The 20,434-nt window shown below is 44.0% G+C and carries 20 protein-coding genes; 4 read left to right on the forward strand and 16 right to left on the reverse strand.

The features are described from left to right. Positions 1 to 3: 3 nt before the first annotated feature. The 5 genes from dhaL to N4A56_RS05125 form a co-directional block, all read right to left on the reverse strand. Positions 4 to 633, reverse strand: a complete 630-nt coding sequence (gene dhaL, locus N4A56_RS05105) for a dihydroxyacetone kinase subunit DhaL (RefSeq protein ID WP_295545494.1) — start codon at positions 631 to 633, stop codon at positions 4 to 6. Positions 634 to 642: 9 nt separating this feature from the next. Continuing rightward, the gene (dhaK, locus tag N4A56_RS05110; RefSeq protein ID WP_293671144.1) at positions 643 to 1,731 is read right to left on the reverse strand and encodes a dihydroxyacetone kinase subunit DhaK; all 1,089 of its coding nucleotides are present in this window, start codon (positions 1,729 to 1,731) and stop codon (positions 643 to 645) included. Between the two features lie 175 nt (positions 1,732 to 1,906). Then, positions 1,907 to 2,794: a DMT family transporter gene (locus tag N4A56_RS05115; RefSeq protein ID WP_295545497.1), complete on the reverse strand. Its 888-nt coding sequence runs from the start codon at positions 2,792 to 2,794 to the stop codon at positions 1,907 to 1,909. 21 nt (positions 2,795 to 2,815) lie between these two features. Further along, on the reverse strand, positions 2,816 to 3,928 hold the full coding sequence (locus N4A56_RS05120) for an acyltransferase family protein (protein WP_295545499.1): 1,113 nt from the start codon (positions 3,926 to 3,928) through the stop codon (positions 2,816 to 2,818). Between the two features lie 265 nt (positions 3,929 to 4,193). Next, on the reverse strand, positions 4,194 to 4,940 hold the full coding sequence (locus tag N4A56_RS05125; RefSeq protein WP_293671140.1) for a sulfite exporter TauE/SafE family protein: 747 nt from the start codon (positions 4,938 to 4,940) through the stop codon (positions 4,194 to 4,196). Positions 4,941 to 5,196: 256 nt separating this feature from the next. Here N4A56_RS05125 and N4A56_RS05130 point away from each other — a divergent pair, with 256 nt between their 5' ends. After that, positions 5,197 to 5,952 carry an A24 family peptidase gene (locus N4A56_RS05130; RefSeq protein WP_295545501.1) on the forward strand — a complete coding sequence of 252 codons (756 nt, stop codon included), beginning with the start codon at positions 5,197 to 5,199 and terminating at the stop codon, positions 5,950 to 5,952. Positions 5,953 to 6,253: 301 nt separating this feature from the next. Here N4A56_RS05130 and N4A56_RS05135 read toward each other — a convergent pair whose 3' ends face one another. Then, a complete protein-coding gene (locus tag N4A56_RS05135; protein WP_295545503.1) occupies positions 6,254 to 7,342 on the reverse strand; it encodes a methyltransferase domain-containing protein in 1,089 nt (362 codons plus the stop codon). A gap of 857 nt (positions 7,343 to 8,199) precedes the next feature. On the opposite strand from N4A56_RS05135, the gene N4A56_RS05140 reads away from it, so the two are divergent. Continuing rightward, entirely contained in the window at positions 8,200 to 8,634 is a 435-nt protein-coding gene (locus tag N4A56_RS05140) for an HMA2 domain-containing protein (RefSeq protein WP_293671136.1), read from the forward strand. A 231-nt stretch (positions 8,635 to 8,865) separates the two neighbouring features. Here N4A56_RS05140 and N4A56_RS05145 read toward each other — a convergent pair whose 3' ends face one another. The 10 genes from N4A56_RS05145 to N4A56_RS05190 form a co-directional block, all read right to left on the reverse strand. Next, positions 8,866 to 11,001, reverse strand: a complete 2,136-nt coding sequence (locus tag N4A56_RS05145) for a heavy metal translocating P-type ATPase (protein WP_293671134.1) — start codon at positions 10,999 to 11,001, stop codon at positions 8,866 to 8,868. Between the two features lie 63 nt (positions 11,002 to 11,064). Continuing rightward, positions 11,065 to 11,424, reverse strand: a complete 360-nt coding sequence (locus tag N4A56_RS05150; RefSeq protein ID WP_293671132.1) for a hypothetical protein — start codon at positions 11,422 to 11,424, stop codon at positions 11,065 to 11,067. Then, positions 11,424 to 11,624, reverse strand: coding sequence for a hypothetical protein (locus N4A56_RS05155; protein ID WP_293671131.1), 201 nt, complete (start codon positions 11,622 to 11,624; stop codon positions 11,424 to 11,426). Before N4A56_RS05155 ends, N4A56_RS05150 begins: the two co-directional genes overlap by 1 nt. 110 nt (positions 11,625 to 11,734) lie before the next feature. Further along, positions 11,735 to 12,013 (reverse strand): hypothetical protein, encoded by a 279-nt coding sequence (locus N4A56_RS05160; protein WP_295545508.1) that lies wholly within the window; start codon positions 12,011 to 12,013, stop codon positions 11,735 to 11,737. 297 nt (positions 12,014 to 12,310) lie between these two features. Further along, positions 12,311 to 12,619, reverse strand: coding sequence for an HMA2 domain-containing protein (locus N4A56_RS05165; protein ID WP_295545510.1), 309 nt, complete (start codon positions 12,617 to 12,619; stop codon positions 12,311 to 12,313). Positions 12,620 to 12,665: 46 nt separating this feature from the next. Further along, a complete protein-coding gene (locus N4A56_RS05170) occupies positions 12,666 to 13,358 on the reverse strand; it encodes a hypothetical protein (protein WP_295545512.1) in 693 nt (230 codons plus the stop codon). 172 nt (positions 13,359 to 13,530) lie between these two features. After that, positions 13,531 to 14,217 (reverse strand): HD-GYP domain-containing protein, encoded by a 687-nt coding sequence (locus tag N4A56_RS05175; protein WP_293671125.1) that lies wholly within the window; start codon positions 14,215 to 14,217, stop codon positions 13,531 to 13,533. 50 nt (positions 14,218 to 14,267) lie between these two features. Next, positions 14,268 to 14,651 (reverse strand): DUF1987 domain-containing protein, encoded by a 384-nt coding sequence (locus N4A56_RS05180; RefSeq protein ID WP_293671124.1) that lies wholly within the window; start codon positions 14,649 to 14,651, stop codon positions 14,268 to 14,270. A 60-nt stretch (positions 14,652 to 14,711) separates the two neighbouring features. Continuing rightward, positions 14,712 to 15,827 carry a sensor domain-containing diguanylate cyclase gene (locus N4A56_RS05185; RefSeq protein WP_295545515.1) on the reverse strand — a complete coding sequence of 372 codons (1,116 nt, stop codon included), beginning with the start codon at positions 15,825 to 15,827 and terminating at the stop codon, positions 14,712 to 14,714. A gap of 335 nt (positions 15,828 to 16,162) precedes the next feature. Further along, complete coding sequence (locus N4A56_RS05190; RefSeq protein WP_295545516.1) at positions 16,163 to 17,797, reverse strand: L-serine ammonia-lyase, iron-sulfur-dependent, subunit alpha; 1,635 nt, start codon at positions 17,795 to 17,797, stop codon at positions 16,163 to 16,165. A 453-nt stretch (positions 17,798 to 18,250) separates the two neighbouring features. Here N4A56_RS05190 and N4A56_RS05195 point away from each other — a divergent pair, with 453 nt between their 5' ends. Then, a complete protein-coding gene (locus tag N4A56_RS05195) occupies positions 18,251 to 19,252 on the forward strand; it encodes a DMT family transporter (RefSeq protein WP_293671121.1) in 1,002 nt (333 codons plus the stop codon). Between the two features lie 9 nt (positions 19,253 to 19,261). After that, positions 19,262 to 19,534 (forward strand): hypothetical protein, encoded by a 273-nt coding sequence (locus N4A56_RS05200; protein WP_293671120.1) that lies wholly within the window; start codon positions 19,262 to 19,264, stop codon positions 19,532 to 19,534. Positions 19,535 to 20,434 lie beyond the last annotated feature (900 nt).

Consider the following 20,434-nt stretch of genomic DNA (forward strand, 5'->3'; position numbering starts at 1 on the left):
TATTTACTCTCTTATGCTCTCGTACAATGCCTGTATAAGATAGAATGATGACGTGGCTCCGGGGTCCTGATGCCCGATACTGCGCTCTCCCAAGTAACTTGCTCGCCCTTTTTGCGCCAGCATAGGAATTGTTGCAGTCATTCCTGCTGCTGCTGCATCAACACAGGCACGCATAATTTCAACCATCGTCGCACCGGACTCTAATTGCTTTTTATACTCCAGCAGCATCGGCTCCCACGTATCATACATTGTTTTATCACCGGATTTTGTTCTGCCACGTGCAATCAAAGCGGCAACACCAACATCAAAAAAAGTAAACAACTCAGAAGAAGTTAACGCATCCCGCTCACCAACCGTTGCAGAACCTTTTAAAAACAGCGTACCATAGAGTGGTCCACTGGCTCCCCCGACACTTGAAAGCAATATCATCCCTGAAGTCTTGAGCACTTCTCCTAAACGTAAATTTTGCATTTCCGGCACAGCTTGCAACAGCCATGTGAAGCCCCTGTCCATATTAATACCGTGATCTCCATCACCGATTGCGGCATCAAGATCATGCAGTTCTTCTTTATGTTCACTCATTTTTGCAGCTGCTTTTGTATACCATGTAAAAGCAGTTTCTTTCGTAAACATCGAATATTCCTATTTGGAAGAAGTACAGACAGTTCCGAGCGTACATAACGCAGGAGTCGCAACACGTGCATCCCACAAATCAAGCATTTCTTTATCCGCCCGCAAAATACTTATGGAACATCCCAGCATCTCCAAGGAAGAAATATAAGTCCCAACGAGATTGCGCTGAATAGTTATTCCATACTGCGGACAAAGTAATGCGAGCTTCCGGTAGACACCGTACAATTCGCCTACCGGCGTTCCTCCCATGCCATTGACCAACACGATAACATTATCACCTTTTGCAAACTGCTTGCTCACAAGTTCAACATCATCCCATATTCCAGTGTCGGCGTTTAATTCGTGCACAATACGCGTGTAATCAGGGTCTGCGAAAATATGTTCAACCAAAATTTGTACTAGCTCATCTACAGAAGCCATAGGCATACGTTTTATGCCCGGTTCACCATGAATTCCAATGCCGATTTCAATTTCATTCTCGCCCAGCGTAAAAGTCGGTTTACCAGCTGCCGGAACAACGCATGAGCTTAGCGCCACCCCCATAGACCGCCCATTCTGGTTTATTCGACGCCCTAACGCCGCACACTGTTCAAAAGAATATCCAGCTTGCGCAGCAGCTCCTATAATCTTTTCGGCGAGAACAGTAATACCCAGCCCACGTCTACCAGCTGTTCCACCGCCACCTTTTACGGCTACATCGTCATCAATAAGAATACATTGAACTTGAATTCCATCAGCCAGACACAACTCTGCTGCCGTTTCAAAATTAAGAACATCGCCTGTGTAGTTTTTAACTAAAAACAGCACGCCAGCACCGCGGTGCACTTTCTTCGCACATTCATATATCTGGTTCGGTGTCGGAGACGTGAAGACTTCACCCGGACATGCTCCATCAAGCATACCGAAACCAACATACCCGCAATGCATCGGTTCATGCCCGCTGCCACCGCCTGATATCAAAGCAACTTTGCCATCTGGAATTTCCCTGCGGCATACATATCTGGGGTTCAGGTTCAAATAGAGTTCGGGGTGCGCTGCCGCCAGTCCCTGTAGCTGCTCAAGCACAACATCTTCAGCTTTATTGATTAATTTTTTCATGCATTTTTCCTGCAATAATTACGTCACAGCTTTTCTGTAAGAGCCATCAATCTACCACAAGAGGCAGTACAAAATCGTGGATTATCTGCACGGTCAAAGCGCAAAATATACAAAAAAAGCTGCCCTGCATTATGCAGAACAGCTCTTCAATTTTATATCTCAGAATCTTATGATGTTACGACGAAGCTTTCGCCGATACCGAGTTTGCCATGTACACACCTGTGATAACAAGAAGCACACCAGCAAACAACGAAAGCGATAGTGGTTCATTCAGAATAATCCATCCACACAAGATAGCTGCTACGGGGACAAAATTAATGAACACTCCTGACCGCGAAGCACCTATCTCTTTAATTGCCTGATAAAACCACGTAAAACCGATGACTGTCCCCAGCACACCTAAATACGCGATGCATAATAGGTGCGTCATAGTATAGCCGGAAAAGTCGGTTACCATGCCTTCATTCAGGGCAAACGGCAAAAGCATTATTGTACCTGTTATACAAGAATATGTGATTGCCGCATGCGGACTTAAAAAACTCATCATACGCTTCCCAAGCAGGGAGTATAAAACCCAGCTTAGAACACCACCAAAAATAATGAGATCCCCACCGCTTAGCCCACCTGTCAAAAGTGATGCGGGATTGCCGCGGGATATCGCTATAGTAGCACCTGTAACAGAGAGGCAAATACCCACCCCTTTACGAGTAGTTAGTTTCTCTCCAAAAAACAGTGCCGCCAGTACAGTAATAAGAATAGGATTTGTGGAAATAATCACAGCAGCCCGCCCCGCAGGAACGGTTTGAAGTCCTGTAAAAAAGAATGCATTGTATGCAAACACACCGGTTGCGCCCAATAGGCAAACACCCAGCCATCCTTTTTTATCAAGAGCCGGTAACCCGCCGGAACGTTGATACATAATCCACACCATACAGACTGATGCTGTTAAAAACCGCAAAAAAGCGGCGGAAAAAGCGCCCATTCCATCCGAAAGCAGACGTCCTGCTACGAATGTTCCTCCCCACAACACTGCGGTAAGGATTAATTTTCCGTACACCATCATTTCTGTTCATCCTATTTTTTTTTAAAACATACGTTTCAGCAACGGTGCTTTTCTCAATACACCCGCCGTAAACATCCAACTTGCCGCCATTGAAAGCACCAGTATGACAGTTGATTTGACATAAGTTGACCATGCCAGCGGAATAAACGCATATGCCAACCAGTACACAATCGGGGCATGCAAGTAATAAATACCATATGAGTTTTTTGAAGCAGAGCGCCAAAAAGCGCTTTTACCATTAACCCACGTGCTGAATACGGCACACAAGCCCATAAGTGAAGCAATACTGTATGTTGTAAAGGCGCAAGCTAGAATAATCTGTTTTTGCCAAAGTGGAATAGGAGATGCCACAAAGCCTAAACGGACAGGAAGGTAAATAACCATAGTGAGGACAAAAAGCGGCAACCAGACGCGTTTTCGCGGACGGTATCCCTCTTGTGTAAACCATCCATATTTCCATGCCCACATGCCAAGAATAAAGAACACAACCAATTGCACTAGACGTTCTGGGCGGAAAGACAGGAGGTAACTTACGTACCAGTAATCCAAAGGAAAAAATTGTAACGCAATGAAAAAGCATGATGCGGAAACGCCAACGACGGCAGGAAAGAGCCAAAGCGGTGCCTGAGCTGGAGTGCGTGTTACATTACGCAACGCTGGAACGCACTTCCAAATTATTGTCAACGCCACAAATAGCCAAAAAAGAAGCGCCAGAAACCAGTAAACCGAGTGTTGGAACGCGTCTGTCCAAAAATAATGCGTCCAAAATGAATAGAGGTCTACCGGCATATTGCGGGAATACGGGTAACTGAATGCAGTAGGAGGTGCTAAAAGAACAATGCCGAGCACCCATGGAATGAAAATGCGCCATGTTTTCTGTTGTAAAAATGAAACAACACCATGTCTCTGTAACGAAGGCAATGCAAAATATCCTGCGATAAAGAACATACAAGGCATTAAAGGAACATCTACCAGCACTACCAACTGTGTAAAATACAAGTTTGTAACCGGATTCACTACATACCACCAAACGGGAGGATACATCATGTAACAAATTGCAACATGGAGCACTACAACTCCCAAAATAATTACAGATCGAAGGTTATCCAGAAAATATAAACGATTTTCTACCATTTTCATTCCCTATTCTTTTGTTAATCTTACTACAATAAAACAATCCTTCTACATTTTTTTCCTATGTTATAGGAATAGATACGTTCAATTATATCAAATAGAAAAATAAAGAAAGTCTTTCATTAAATTTGCATATTAGAACACATAAAAAAGAACTCCCGCGGTCTACTTTTTACATAGATAGAACACGGGAGAACAGTTGCTTAAAAAAAATTAGCAGAGATATTTTAAAAAAGTGCACAAAAATGCACTCTCGCTGTTGTTTTTACACTAAAGCTGCAAATTGCACATACGCACTTTTTAAAATCATACATGCCATTACTGCAAGCATGCCGAATAAAACTTTGCGATACGCAAACTCCCCAATCTTTCTGGAGGCGAGAACGCCTAACCGCGCGCCAAGCATTACAGCTGGGGCAGCCGCAGCAAACAGGAGAACAGTTTCTTTTGTCTGGATGCCTGCATAAGTCTGCAACGAAAGGATTAATGCACCAGATACGATAAAGTAGCTGGCAATACTTGCCTTGATCGTATCTTTCTCCCACCCGGCAAGTGAGGTATAGACAATAGTCGGAGGTCCACCCATGCCAACGGAAGAGCTAATCGCCGTGGAGCAGAAACCAGCTACTGCCCCCCATGCACTGTGCACTTTTCGAGGTTTTGCTCCTTCAAAAAACAGTCCCCACATTGCATAGATAAAAAGGAAAATTCCCATGCCCAACTTCAAGTAATGAGCAGGAAACTCCTGCATCATAGTAACACCAATAAGTGCCCCGGGAACAGTGCCTATATAAATTGGCTTCAACTTCTGAAAGTCAATATTTTTGCGATACGTCCACGCCATTTGCAAACACAAGCTCATACCAACAATGGTACAACTAGGTACTGCAAGAGACAGTGGAACGGTGCTTGTAATAAGTGGCATAGCAATGAGTGCAGCACCAAATCCTGCAATACCATTGATAAATCCACCAATACCCCAGCACAGCGCTACAAAAAATAGATTTTCCATATATTCTCCGTTGTCCGACAGCAGTCAGGACAGTTAAATGCAGCGCGCACTTTGGGCTAAAACAAAAAGAATGTTAAATACTAATTTGTGAGCTTTATCATAGCCTACACCTATAACTAAAAACTTTCGCAATCATTGAGTTTTTGTGAATTCTACCGATATACTCCCCCGTATCTCATTTACACCCTCCGACATCCTTCTTATAATTCGATGCTACATTCTCATATTTTTTAAACCTTCACGTTCTGGAATCATTATGTATCTTCCTTTTGCAGCCCTGTTGGGACTCATTCTCGGTAGCTTTTATTCAGTATGTGCAAGCCGCTACGGAACCGAAAACACAATTTTCAAACCGTCACGTTCACGTTGCCCGCATTGTAAACACCAATTAACAATTCGTGAGAACATCCCTCTTATCAGCTTTATTCTACAAAAAGGGCGTTGCAGACATTGCAAAACCCGCATCCCGCTGTTCTATCCTCTTATTGAATTGACTTCGATGTGTTGGGCAGTGCTGGCAGCAATGCATACTTCCAGCCCAGCGGAATGGATAACGCTCATGGTCGTTGGCGGCATTTGCATTGTAGCGTCTGCAATTGACCTGCGTACGTTCTTGTTGCCAGACGTGCTTACATATTCAGGTGCGGTATTGGTACTGCTCGCGAGCTACGCTGGTTTTCTCCAAGTGACATTCGTTGATGCGTTACTCGGTGCAGTTATCGGCGCTTTTGCACTTTGGGCTATTGCAGCACTCTATAAATTGATTCGCAAAATAGACGGGATGGGGCTTGGTGATGTGAAATTTATGTTCATGCTTGGCGCATTGGTAGGCTGGCAGCAGTTATCTATTCTCATTCTTGTGGCGTCCAGTTGTGCACTCGTTTTCTGCATTATCTCCCTGCGAGGAAAAAGTAACCTTGCCACCACGTATATTCCATTTGGTCCTTTCCTTGCGTCGGGTGCGCTCATCACCTACCTGTTCGGAGAACAAATTATTGCTTTCCTCAGGTAACAATTCACCCCAGTAAAAATCAGAATATTGTACAGTAATTTATTATTTTTTAACCAGTTTTTACGACATAACCAACGTTTAGCTCTGTCCTCCTCTACCGCAGTGTGCTAGACGTACGAATCAAATCTTTCATTTTCAGAAACTTTAATCAGTAATGATTACTAGATGTTAACGCAGCACAAGGGTTTACCTGCACCTCTATCCTTTGTGCTGCTTTTGAATACCTATATTGGTATTCATGACCGGAGGCATTATGGATATGTTCACGCCATATCCAGTGTGTCTCCGGTCACCTTTTCAACTACTTATGACAAAGGTAGTGGCTGTTAAAAGCATCTTCTGGAATTGCATATTCTTCAACAGAACTGAAACCAGCGGCATAGCACAGATCAAGTGCCTGCTCGCGCCCCCACATCATCCCAAGCCCCATACCATTATCCACCAGCCCCACAGGCATGCAATGCATCAGGCTCACGGTGTATAAAAACATGCCCATGGGATGTTTCTTATTTTGCACAACAGAAGAGCTCGCAGTTATATCCACCATGGAAAATACACCTTCAGGCTTCAACATCATTTGAATATTTTTCAACGCTTCAAATGGGCGAGTAAGATCATGGATCACATCAAACGCCATGATATAATCAAACTGTTCGGCTTCAACGACCTCTGCCCCTGCATCCTGTAAAACAAACTGAACGTTTTTCAATCCAAGATTTGCAGCCTGTTGCTGTGCTTTTTCAATACTCGCCTCCGAAATATCAAATCCCACAAAAGTCGATTCTGGAAATGCTTTAGCCATTAACTGAAGAACAACCCCGTCTGCACAGCCCATATCGCAAACATGAATTCCCTTCCGCAATCGTTCGACTATGACACCATCCATAACTGACGGTAGAAACGTTTCAACAAGCATCTGCTCATGCTTGGCGTTAGCAAGCTCCTCCATAAATGAGTAGAAATAGCTGTAATTTTCATAGCCGATGCCTTCACCTGTCTGCATGCCTGAAACAACTTGATTCAAGCTTGATTGCGTCAACAAAGGTATTTCCTGCGTATATACCCCCATATTAGAGTTCCCCCCGCTACGAGTCAGCAACGGTAGGTATTCTTTGGGCAAAAAGTACAACTCCTCCCCGTCAGCTTCTGTTTCACTAACCTCCACTATCCCGCCGGAAACCATCACCCCAAGCCACTCTTGCAGATACCTTTCGTTCAACCCACCTTGAAGGGCTATCGCCTCGCAAGACGCCGGAGCATCAAATTTTCCCAGCGCCTCAAATGCACCAGAAGCATACCCGATTCCCATAGCAGCATTCAGTGCACCGTAATTTAAAATATCGCAGAGCTTTTGACTAAATTCTGCTGTTTTTTCTTCTGACATCCCCATCCAGACATCTCCTCAAAATTATAATAACTATGCTTTTTTCATGAATCCACAGCAGGTTGCCGTATTCCACATTCGGGTGCAACACTTTACAAGCAGTGCCCTTTAAGAAGTCTCACACAATGGCAAACGTACCCAACCCTATCCGTATTTAAAAAAGGGAAGTCGTACCATTTTTTTCATATCCAATAAAAAAGTTGAGCATTCAAAATATGAGCTAATTTCTAATACTATCCCCCATCAGTTCCCCCCGCTCGCTTTTTTCATAATCCCGTCGTATAATCGTAACTTCCCACGATACGCTAACAGTTATAATGCTGCCCTTCATATAGTTCTCTACACTACTGATAGGTTGCATAAAGAATTTTACAAATGTTCTACACATATTCTATTTCTTGTGGTACGTAGTTATCTAACATTTAGAGATGTTATGAGTAAAAAAAGTTTCTGTGACAATATTCTGCGATAAAAATATCAGCACAGCGCAATTACTGCGAAACAAACTTTTTTACTTAATGAGCAACAAAAAGTCCGTATTCTCGTTAACACTGAATAATGCATTGATTATAAGGCACGCATTGTAAAAAATGCGCCAGCAACACCCCACGTTCAATGCAAAGCATATGACAAGCAGCATTCGTCCAGCTGCAACGGCATTGCTTTATCTACGCGCTCAGTGTTCACGCAAATACGAACCAATAGAGAAGCAGAAGCACCCACTTCTGCTTCTCTACTTTTTTCAACAATGCTGATTTGTTACTCACATCTTCCTATCTTGATCTCACAACCGATCTTCTATAAATATACTTTTTGCCATACTTCATTCACGTACAGTGTCGATATACCAAGGAGCCGATACTATGAGCGCAACAACCGTAGAACATGCACGCTTCCGTTTTAGATGTGAATCACTGAAAATAGAAGAACATGCCAATGCAATCAAAGAATCATTAGCTAAAACCAAAGGCGTAGTTGAGGTTGCAGTTAACAAGCGAGTTGGCAGCATTCTTGTTCTTTTCGATCAGGCAGCAGTAAGCGCCGATAAGCTTTTCTGCAAAATCGCTGAAGGTCTGGGATTAGAGCCGGAACAGATCAAAAGTAAACTGAGCAGCTTTAACCGTGCTGTAATTGGAAGAAGCGGAAGAAGAGTTGTAAAAAGAGGTTTACTCTGCGCTGGTGCTACCACACTTGCGTTACTGGCTTTTTCTGAAAAAGGACACGCAGTTGCTGGTGGCGTATGGCTGACCCTGATGGCTGCCCATCTTTACCAAAATAAGCGAACTCTTTTTTCATAGGATGTTTTTGAATTGTATTGCTGCACAGCTGTCATGTTTTTTTCCTTAATGAACAATCTGTAAAATTTTGCTTTGACGTAGCCCCGCTACACCTGCATTTTTTTACTTCTATCTTGTAAGGGAAAAGACAGCCTGCCATTTCTGCACATACAATGAAAAATTCACGTTGGACAAAATAAAAAAACATGCGACGATTGCCGCATGTTTTTTTATTTCTGATAAGAGCGCAAATTACGCGTCTTTCCGTTCCGGTAACATCGGGCGCATTGAGTGTACGCATGTGAGAACAGTACCGGAATTATGCAAAAGCGCCATGAGAGCCGGAGTAATCAGCCCCGTCACACCCAATCCGATAAACAGAGTATTACTTGCAACAATAAACATAAAGTTGCGCTTAATACGCCGCATAACGCGCTTTGAGACTTCCATTGCGTCGGTAAGGCTATCCAGACGTTCACCAGTAAGCATAATGTCGCAAGCCTCACGTGCAATGTCTGCCCCGTGCTTCATCGATACACCTACATCAGCTGTGGTAAGCGCAGCGGAATCGTTAATACCATCGCCGACCATTGCAACGGTGTAGCCTTCAGATCGCAGGCTGGTAATCAGCTCTGTTTTTTCGTCCGGCAATGCCTGTGCATAGTATTCGTTGATACGCAGATCAGCCGCAACAGATGCAGCAGTATCTTCACCGTCACCTGTCAGCATAATGATACGCTCAACATCCATGCCTTCCAGATTACGAATAAACTGCTCTGCGTCTTCGCGGACTGGGTCTTTAATGGCAAGAACACCGGCTAGCTCTCCTCCGCATGCAAAATACAGCAAGGAAAGCCCTGCACCAGAGCACTCTGCAATAACATCCTCTGCACCTTCAAATGAAATATGTTCATCTTCATGTACAAAATGCTTGCTGCCCAAAACTGTGCGCTGCCCATCAAGCGTTGTGGCTATACCATGAGCAAGAATGTATTCGACCTCTGCATGATCCTCAGAATGAACAAGTCCCTCTTCATCTGCTTTTCGCACAACGGCATCCGCAACGGGATGCGGGAAATGTTCTTCCATGCAGGCAGCCTGTTGTAATACAAACTCTTCGCTGAAGCCGTTAAGTGCGCACACTTGTACAACCTCTGGACGCGCCTCTGTAAGCGTACCTGTTTTATCCAGAACTATAGCATCAAGTTTTGAAAGATGTTCAAGATACTTGCCGCCTTTGATTACAGCACCATTATGTGCAGCTTCCAGCATTGCAGAGCGAACAGCAAGCGGCGTTGCCAGCTTAATAGCGCAGGAATAATCCGCAAGCAGTACTGCTGCCGCTTGCGTTGCATTGCGGGTTACCGCATAGACAATTCCAGACAGAATAAAGGAGAATGGAACAATTTTATCTGCCATTTTCACGGCTTGGCTGTGTATGTCCGCTTTACGATCATCAGATTCTGTCAAGATTTTCGCAATCTTGGCAAAACGAGTTTCATCGCCGACAGATTCGGCGTATATGATAATACGCCCCTCTTCTACAACTGTTCCAGAGTAAACTTCACTCTGCACGCTTTTCTCTACAGCAAGCGGTTCGCCTGTCATTGAGGACTGGTTTACAAGGGCTGTACCCTCTGCAACAATGCCATCAACAGGAATGCGCGCACCGGAGCGAACAACAACAAGGTCACCGACAACAAGCTCATCCGGAGAAACCGCAACAGGCTCATCATCTCGCATAACCCAAACAGGCTTTTTATCACCGCAGAACAATGCAGCTATGTCACTGCGAGATTTTTCTTTTGTCCATTCTTCGAGAGTTTCGCTAATATCGAGCAATAAGTTAATCGTGCCCGCCGTATTAAAATCACGCATGGCAAGCGCGGAGCCTACAGCAGCAGCGTCAAGAACATTCACATCAAGCTTACGCTGACCTAATGACTTTAACCCTTCCCATATAAGCGGGGCAACGTTGAAAGCCGTCCAGTAAGGACGGATTGTTGCAGGCATAAACATGCGGGTCATATAATGGTTTATGACCTTTTTAGAGATGACCCATACGGGGTTTTCCACATGCTCTTCAGACTGCGCTACACCTTCTGCCACAGGAACCAATTCACCGCATGCACCATCTGCATCTGACTCAACAAACGTTGAAGACAAGGTATGCGCCATACCGTCAATGACGCCAACAAGCAGGTCTGTCAGTTCTCTATTTTTTTCAAAGAGTAATAATCCGCGCTTTGTGCGAGGGTTATATTCTACTGCAACATCAGTTTTAATCGTATCGAGCGCTTTTTCAGCTTGCTGCTGTAAATATTGTACCGCAGCAGGACTTTGCGCCGCAAACCGGATTCGTCCCGGAAAACTTCGTATAACCGTCATCTATTCTCCGCCACTCGTTGTGCGTGTGCACCAGTCTCACACAATATCCGTGCGAATGAATTACTAAGCCTTGCCGGTTTCAGAATCCGTAACGCTTTCCTCATCTGCTTCAGAAACGTCTTCAGACGCAATGTCAATTTCAACATCAGCAACTGCTTCCACTTCTTCCTGTTCAGCAACGTCCTGTGCACAAGCTTCAGCAGCTTCTTTTTCCTGCTCAGCTTTGTACTTTAATTCTGCCATGTAATCTTCAATGTCTTCTTTCACAGTTTCTACACGACCAAGCACGTTTTCTGCCAAGCCGCAGCCACCGTTAATCATGCCGGAAACAAGCTCCTGCCCTTTTCCGGTTTTAACCATAGCCAGCCCAGCAGCTCCAAGCACTGCACCTGCGAAGAAATACGCTAATCTGTTTACAGCCATTATTTAACACCTTCCTCTTTAGACTGGGAAACAAGGTCTCCCATTTCTTCTACTTGTTTTTCGACAAGCTCTTTGCCTTTATCAAGAGCTACATCTAATAACTCATGAAGCTCATCTCTATTTTTCCATGCCAGATAGCCAACAGCACCAACAGCTGCTCCGGCTGCCACTAACAAAATTTTTTCTGAAAGTTCTTTCATAAGCAAAATCTCCCCACTAGATAAAAAAAGAGTCTTTGCGATATATTTTACCGCAAAGACTTCACAACAAAAAGTATCGTCTCGAGATCTGCTAACATTATAAAAATGAATTAGCAATTTTGAAGCAATGTTTTCTTATTATATCCTTGATTTGCAGCGATTTTATTCATGAATACATTCAAAAAACCATGGCAGACGGCCTGTCCAACACCAAGGTTAAACTGGTTACAAATCATAACTCCGCAAAGAGAGAGCAGCAGCCCGTAGTCTCGGCAACGCGAACGTTTTTTTAGTGCACAAACGGAACAGGCAGGTGTGGTTGGATCAAAGTCCAACTTGTCACACTGCGCTGCAAATCGTCTTGCTTTTTCTTGAATGTATTTATCCATGAATTTTCTCCCAATCTCTTCATCCCTTTCTAATGAAAACGATTATCATCGTCAACATTTTTATATAAAAAAAACCCTGTCTTCGTAGAAAAAGACAGGGCTGTGAGACAGGAAAGATCTACTTAGGATATGTTTTTACATTGTATGCACAGGAATGCTCGTTAGCTTTTTCTCCATGCAAAGCAAAAGTGAAAATATATTCTAGAGATAGCAAAGCTACGTCGAAACTAATTACTTGCTGGATAGTACCTTAATAGGAAAAAGCAAGCAGCACAAACTTACAAGTAACAACATCCCCTAATACAGCAAGGAGTAGAGTTTTTCGACAATCGCACTTGCTGCTTTATCTGAAGGAGCATTAATCAGCTCCTCAAGTAACTTGGGTGGAACTCGCTTAGAATCGTATTCAATAACAAGGGTTTTGGTAAAAATATTCAACTTTGTTTTTTTAACTGCTTCCGGCAATGTCTTAGGCGCAGTTTTAACAAGCTTCAATGCTTCAGGGTCCGTCATGATAGATTTATCAAATAAAATCCTGATCCTCCCCGGAATATGATGCTTAACAGATAGATATTTACGCAGCTTAGCAACAGTAGCAAAATCCATATATTCTCCGTGAAGAAAACCATTTCAGACCGAAGAGTAACCCCTGTTACGGTGTTTTATTTTTGCTTTCTTCTTGTTCTATATCGTTATCAAGTGTTTCAGAGGATACCTGTTCAGGTGCTTCCTCGCAAGATTCAGCAACAACATCCTGCTGTACTGGCTCCACAACCTCAGCAACCACAGTTTCTGTTTCAATAGCAGGCTGTGCTGCTGGAATTGCCTGTACGGTTTGCTGTTTTTTATTTTCATCCGGCAAGATCAAATCGGTAACAGCAGAAGAAATAGTATCTAAAATTGAGCCGGAAGACTGGTTACGACCGCCACCGGAGCCGCCACCTTGACCGCCCTGTCCACCACGACCACCGCCGCCTTGACCGCCGCCCATTTTGCTCATTCCGCCCATGCCGCCCCCCATACCGCCGCCGCGACCACCGCCGCCACCGCCAGCCATGCCGAGCAACATGTTTGGTAATGCACCGCCACCGCCGCCACTCATGCCGACAACAGCCATGGTTGCAAGCCCAGCACCACCGCCTTTACTGCCACTGGCAAAAGTAGAAACAGCAGCTACGCCGCCGAACATAAGTCCTTGTTTAATGGCTCCTGCAACAGCTTCTTTTTTAGTTGATTCGCCGCGTCGAAATTCCAGCCAGCCTTTCACACCACCTATGCCTGCTCCAAGAAGAAGTCCTACTCCAGCTGCCGCAACGGGTGATTTAGGAAGAATATTTTTAATCATACAAACACCTTATTCTTTAAGATTGTGTGAAGAGGCATACATTAGTTTGTAGTCACTAACCAGTAGTTTTTTAAAACGCCTAACTGCAAATACAGAAGTTATTATTTACGACACAACGCATGTAGTTATTCTGTACCACAGCTGAAAGCATTTCTAAACTATGAAAGCTATATTAAATCAGTACATCAAATCCACGTATAGTTTGGAGCAGTTCACGTACGTTATCTTTGATTTCAAAAAAGGCAGTTACAATTTCCGGATCAAACTGCGTTCCAGCGCACTGCACAATTTCAGTTACTGCATCTTCATACGTCATAGCAGCACGGTACGGTCTATTCTGCAACATAGCGGAAAAACTATCAGCGACAGCAATAATACGAGCGCCCAGAGGAATATCATACATTTTCAAACCATCAGGATAGCCTCTGCCATCAAAGCGCTCATGATGGTGCAATATCACTTTCACAATCTCGCCATTCCCCACAGCTCCCATCACCGGTGCAACAATTTCTGCACCTAACTGCGGATGTCGTTTAATTTCTGCATATTCATCATCTGTAAGTGCGCCTGATTTTTTCAGAATAGCATCAGGGACACCTATCTTCCCAATATCATGCAGATGTCCTGCTATATGGAGCAGCCTTGTCTCCAGTTTCGACAAATCAAGCTGCATTCCGATTGCTTGAGAAATTATTGCAACTTCTTCTGAATGGAGACAGGTGCAGTGATCTTTAGCATCGATAGCATTGCCAAGCGATTCTGCAAAAGAATGAAGAGACCGGAGTACAGCACGCTGCACCCGCTCATCACTTAATTCTGCAAAGCTGGAGCTTGGCGCACTAATTGGCATTAATTCCATATCTCACCACGCAAATGGCGGTACAAGAGCAGTGACAAGAGGCACCTCATCTACTGATAACTTACCAGATTAAAATGTATGTTCTGTATGTCTTCCATGAACTCTTCACCGCACTCAAGTGCCAGTTCATTCTCTTCATGGTATCGCCAGTTCACCACAACTTTGGTACTCAGCGATGCTGCATCATCCAACAGATCAAGTAAATCCATAAAAACTTTGGAACTGGAGCTGTTAAAATATACAATATCCAACGAAAGCTCGACTGTGGCATTGCACACATTTCCGAGATACACTTCCAGCCAGCTGAACATTGGCCCATAAAATTTAGCGCTGTTTTCCGGATAAGATTCGCCGATTATTTCATGCTGATGCGTTTGCGGATTAAAGTGTATTCGCGGAGATGACTTTGTTTGCGCAACAAAAAATTCTTCCATGTAATAACCTTGTACTCTTTGCAAAAGGAGTTTTCAGAAAACAGTGAACGATGCTCAAAGCTAGACAACTGGATCAGCAGGGCAGTATTCCACCCTGTCACGCCCGTTATGTTTTGCAGCGTACATAGCAGTATCGGCACGCTTTACTAACAGGTCAAAACTCATAGATGAGTTCTCATATGCGGTAACGCCAATGCTGACCGTTACGTTAATAGTTCTGTGCCTGTCATAGGAGAAATCATGTTTGCGAACCGCATCGCACAACCGCTCCGCCGCACAATGTGCCGCAGTAAGACAGGTATCAGGAAGCATCACTACAAACTCTTCTCCACCAAAACGGGCAACGACATCCACTTCACGCAATGTTTCACGCAAGATATCTGCAACCCCTACAAGCACCTTGTCCCCGACATCGTGCCCGTAGTCATCATTCACACGTTTGAAATAATCAATATCTACCAATAAGATGGAAAGGTCATTTGAAAAACGTTTGCAGCGAGCTATCTCTTGCGCTGCAAGCTCTACAAAATATCCCCTGTTCCACAATCCGGTCAGACAATCTGTACGTGCCAGTCGGCACATCTCGCGCATCATTCGCTTGCGTTCTGTGATATCTGCGACAACGCCCACTACACCTGCAAGCTTGCGCCCTTCTTCAGACTGCGATTCAATTGCACCTGCGTTGATCTCAACCCATACATACCCGCCGTCCGCACTACAAAATTTTGCATGCATGGTTTTGACTACAAGCTTATTGCGCAGCACGTTGTTGTATTGCCGCACAGCTTGCGCGCTTTGGAAAAAGTATTCCATTTCAGATACTTGCTCCAAGCACTCCTGCGGAGTCTCGTATCCAAGCATTGCCGCAAGGGCTGCATTTACTTCCAGCAGCACTCCATTTGCGTCAGTGCGATAAATCCCCTCTGTAGCATTTTCAAAAATTCCCCGATAGGTTTGCTCACGCAATTGCAATTCTTCATTCAACGAAGAAAGCGCATGCTGCATCCGATCCCCCATCTTCAGCAGTCTTTTACTTTGGCGTACAACTTTTTCGTACTCCCCAAGCAAATCCTTATAGTGCTGCTCTCCGCTTTTTTTCAGAAACACGCCTTCTGCTAATTTCAAGCGTGCATTGCGGATGACCTTTGCTTCACGGTCAAACACATTTTCTTTCACAAAACGCCTACCTTTTTATATCGCTTTTTCTGATATTGAAATCCATTCTCAGAGTCAAGATGTTAATTGCTCATAAAAATTAGAAAAACGCTACCTACTTTTTAATGAAACGAATCCAGTTTTTTCAGTTACGCATAGAATAAGGAGCACACGGACTTTGCCCCAATAACAAATCTACTGTATTTTCTGCCAGATACTTATTTGATTAGCGTTCAGTGACAAAGAAAACACAACACCCCCGCTATACACAAACATAACGGGGGCATGTAAACTTACGTAATTAACACAATTGTGGTTCTCACAATTAGTACTATATTTAATGTTACAAAAGGATGCTAAGAAGCAAACCGAATACTATCGACTTCTTTTTTTATTCTCTTGCCGGAAGGAGTCGTGCACAATCCGCCTTTACCAGTACATCGTAATGTATCCGGCAGGGTATGCCCAACTTCCCACATAGCGCTAATAACATCATCAAGCGGTAAATTTCCTTTAAAACCGAACATAGCAAGGTTTGCTGATGAAACTGCATTGCTTACTGCGCCAACATTTCGACCGATACAAGGAATTTCAACCTGTTCAGCGACAGGATCACATGTAAGTCCTAACGAATTTTGCATTGCGAGAGCGGCGGCATTGCAAGCATCCAGTGCAGAACCTCCAGCCATATCCACCAATGCAGCTGCCGCCATACTTGCAGCGGAACCACATTCCGCCTGACACCCACACACTTCCGTCGCAAACGTAGACTGCTCACTAATAAATACACCGATAAGACCTGCGGACAGCAACGCCTTAGCAGCTCTTTCGCCTCGCTCTTCCGATGGAACACCAAGCGCATCAAGTGCGCTGAACACTGCGGCAGGCAAAACACCACATGAACCTGCTGTAGGAGCAGCTACAACACGTCCCATTGAAGAGTTTAGCTCCATCACTGCTACCGCCATAACGGTTGCCATATCCAGCATGCCTGTCGGAATAAATTTTTGCTGCTTTAAAGCAGCATGTAACTTTCCAGCAGAAGGCGTTAAAAATCCCCTCATAAAAAAGTCACCAGTAAGACCTGTGGCAATGGCAGATTCCATCACTTCCGCAATTTCTCTCATCATCTCAATGACGTTACGTTCATCCAGATTAGCTCGAGCCGATTCATACTTCACGGCAGCCTGCCACAGTGGAACATCACCTTGTTGACTGCACCACTCCAACATTTTTTCTGCGCGAGTATAGGGAACTTCACACTGTTCTGATGCCATAACAGGCATTACGGGAACAAGATTACGCAGCAATGCCTTTCCACACAGCACTTGAATAGAGTCCATACGTTCCTGCGAAAGTTGTTCACGCATATGCACGACAATGACCGCACGGCTTTCAACACCGGCTTTACCATTGTCACTTACAAAACTTCCGTGCAACGTAATGCCTGCCCCTGTTAACACCCGACAGATTTTACTCAACTGCTGTTCCAATGAAAAAGATCTATCCCCTTCAAACATGACAACAAGTTCGTAGTAATCTCCTGCCAGATACACAGGGCATCCGTTTATTTCGTTAAACTCAATACGCCCGCCACCTGTCGACAAAGCTTTTACAGTAACAAGCTCTCCCTGCTGGTTAACCATATCCAGATACACAACATTTGGATGGTCTGCCTCAAAGCTTTTTACTTCAAATGTAAGGGCGATTCCGGCTTGCTCAATAATCGATAACGCATCAGAGAGACGCGGGTCATGCGGGGACATTCCCATCAATCCGGCAGCCAATCCTTGATCGGATTTTTGCCCTCTGTAGGTGGTCGCAAATGAACCGTTTTCCTCGAACGTCACTGTCACCCGTGACAGTGTCCCACCACTCAGTTGACCTGCTAAATTCCCGATACGCGACGGTGCTGCTGTGTGAGAACTTGAAGGTCCGATCATAACCGGACCAATGACCTCGTTGAAGATACTTGATGGTAGTTTGGTCATACTGATTCCTTATTTTGCTTTGCCTCATCTCCATTTTCAAAACAATTTCGGAAAAAACCATGCAATACGTAAAATACAAGCTGTAGTAGCAAGAAATACCAACCACGCCTGATTGGTGATAGCCAACGCGGAGCACAACGTACAATACTTTGGCATTATTAAAGATGTAAGAGATGCTCCCCATTACCACATCAACTGCACAATGCTACTCGAGTTGCGACTGCCCGTCCCCCTAAACACAAAAACTTGCACTTACACACAAGCTTATACCTGAAACCAGACAGCCTATAAGCCGTATCCACTCTCCTTTAGCACAGCAATGCACAGGCTGAATACCCGAATCATTATAAGCTCTGATAGCAACCACTAACCTACCGCATGTTAAAAGGCTCACAAGCAAACTGGCACGCTACGTGCTTAGATGGGGGTATTACACTTAAGGAGAATGTATATATGGCGGCACACGCAACAACTATCGAACAGCTTAAATCTCAGAGAGATTTGCGGTTTGCAAAGACAGGAATTTTGGTTGCACTCCTGTCCGGAATGACTTGGGGACTTGACGGGGTTATTCTTGGTATAGCTCTGACAATGGGTCCTTTCACGGATGCTTCACTTTGGCTTCTTGCTCCTTTGTCCGCAGCAGCAATGCACGATGCAGCATCAGCAATAGTTGTAACTGCAGTAAACTGTTACACAGGCAAAATTAAAGAAATTACACGAAGCCTCTTCAGCAAACCAGGGAAATTCGTGTGCCTTGGTTCACTGCTAGGCGGTCCTATCGGCATGGGTGGCTATCTGCTCGCACTCAAATTTGCTGGTCCTGCTTTTGTACTTCCTATCACAACCTTATACCCAGCAATCGCGTCACTTCTCGCAATTGTTGTGCTTAAAGAAAAAATCACAAAACTCGCTTGGTGCGGACTGGCTATGTGCATCGCGGGTGCTATTATCATTGGCTACACCCCACCTACCGGTGGCTCTGATGAATTTTTCTACCTCGGTATCGCATTCGCTTTCGTTGCGACACTGGGTTGGGGTTCCGAAGGCGTATGTGCTGCTTACGGTATGGATCTGCTCGATCCGGCGGCAGTACTGAACATTCGCCAGCTCGTTTCTGCCACTACCTACCTTTTAGTTATTATTCCAGCTGTTGGCGGCTACATGGTTATTTCTGAAGCAGCATGGTCAAACGCAGGCTCCCTCATTGTATTCGCAGGGGTATTTGGCGCTATTTCATACCTTATGTGGTACCGCGCTATGAACATGACAGGCGTAAGCCGTGCAATGGGTATGAACGTTACCTACGCACTGTGGGGAATCATCTTTAGTGCAATTTTCATGGATACTGAACTCACCATGAACCTTGTTCTCGGTGCAATTACCATTACAGCCGGTATGTTTATGGTTGTTGGTAATCCTAAAGACATGATTAACTTACGTAACGTAGATTAGGAGCCTTGAATGTTTGCTGATAAACGCCCTCTTCGCATGAGTATTGCTCATATTTTTTCAGACATGAAACCTCGCTCATCACAAGATGTTTTCTCTGAATTAGAGTCTGAGTACGGTGGCGAAGGACAATTCACCCGTAGCTCAATTGAAAACCACCTTATGTCACTGAAGGCAGTAGGAATTCTGAAAGAAAATAGTGCACGCCTTACTGCACAGGAAACATTAATTCAGTCTTACGAAATCACTTCTTTCGGAATTGATAAATTAAAAAGTTCCCTTTAGTTCTTCTGATACAAAAAAAGTAGACGCTTTTGTCGTTCTTTAAGACAAAAGCGTCTACTACGTAACAGTTCGTATATTTTGAATATCAAAAATACAAGCGACAACAGTGTCGCTTTATTTCATCCATAACTATTTTCAAAAACATCCCTACCCACTCGCTACGTAACTTTATTTTATTTTTTTGCTGTTTACTCTAATGTGAAAAACAGTACAAACGATATGAATACTATTAGATTGCGCACTTGCACCATGAAAAAAAAGTAAGTACGTCATCACAGCAAAAGAATACTAAAAGAAGCCACACTAACTTCTTAGTTCCGTAGCAAAAAGGGTTCGCAGTATTTCTATTGCGAACCCTTTTCTTATTTATGAGCTTCCCCCTCTTTAAGGCAGTATCAGAGGGGGAAGGTAAATTATATTACACAGACGACGATAAGCGCATTCGTAGTCAGGTAAAATAATTAAAGGGGGGCTATAAAGTTATGTCAGAAACTAAACTGTAAATAGCATGAAGACACAGGATTAGGATGTATCTTCACAGAAATTCTTTTTTGCATGCATCCATTAGTTTTTTGTCGGCACATACTATTTTCATTTCGTTTAGTACTAGAGCATAGATCATGCCATACATTATAATCGCATAAGTATCTGAATTGTTTATCTTTCACATTTAAAGCATCAACCCTCTAAAAAACAATAGCGACACCATTGTCGCACTATGACTGCTTTTTTATTTTAAACAACATAAACAGACTATTAGAATAGCGACATTGTTGTCGTCGCCACCAATAATGTCGGGAAACTGCCATTTACCATGCAAGTAAGCACGCATTGTTTACTGCACTAAACGCACTACCAATTATGAGAGATTCCTTTATACCATCAGAACATGGTGTAATT

The organism is Halodesulfovibrio sp. (assembly GCF_025210605.1).
In the GTDB taxonomy this organism is placed as follows: Bacteria; Desulfobacterota; Desulfovibrionia; order Desulfovibrionales; family Desulfovibrionaceae; genus Halodesulfovibrio.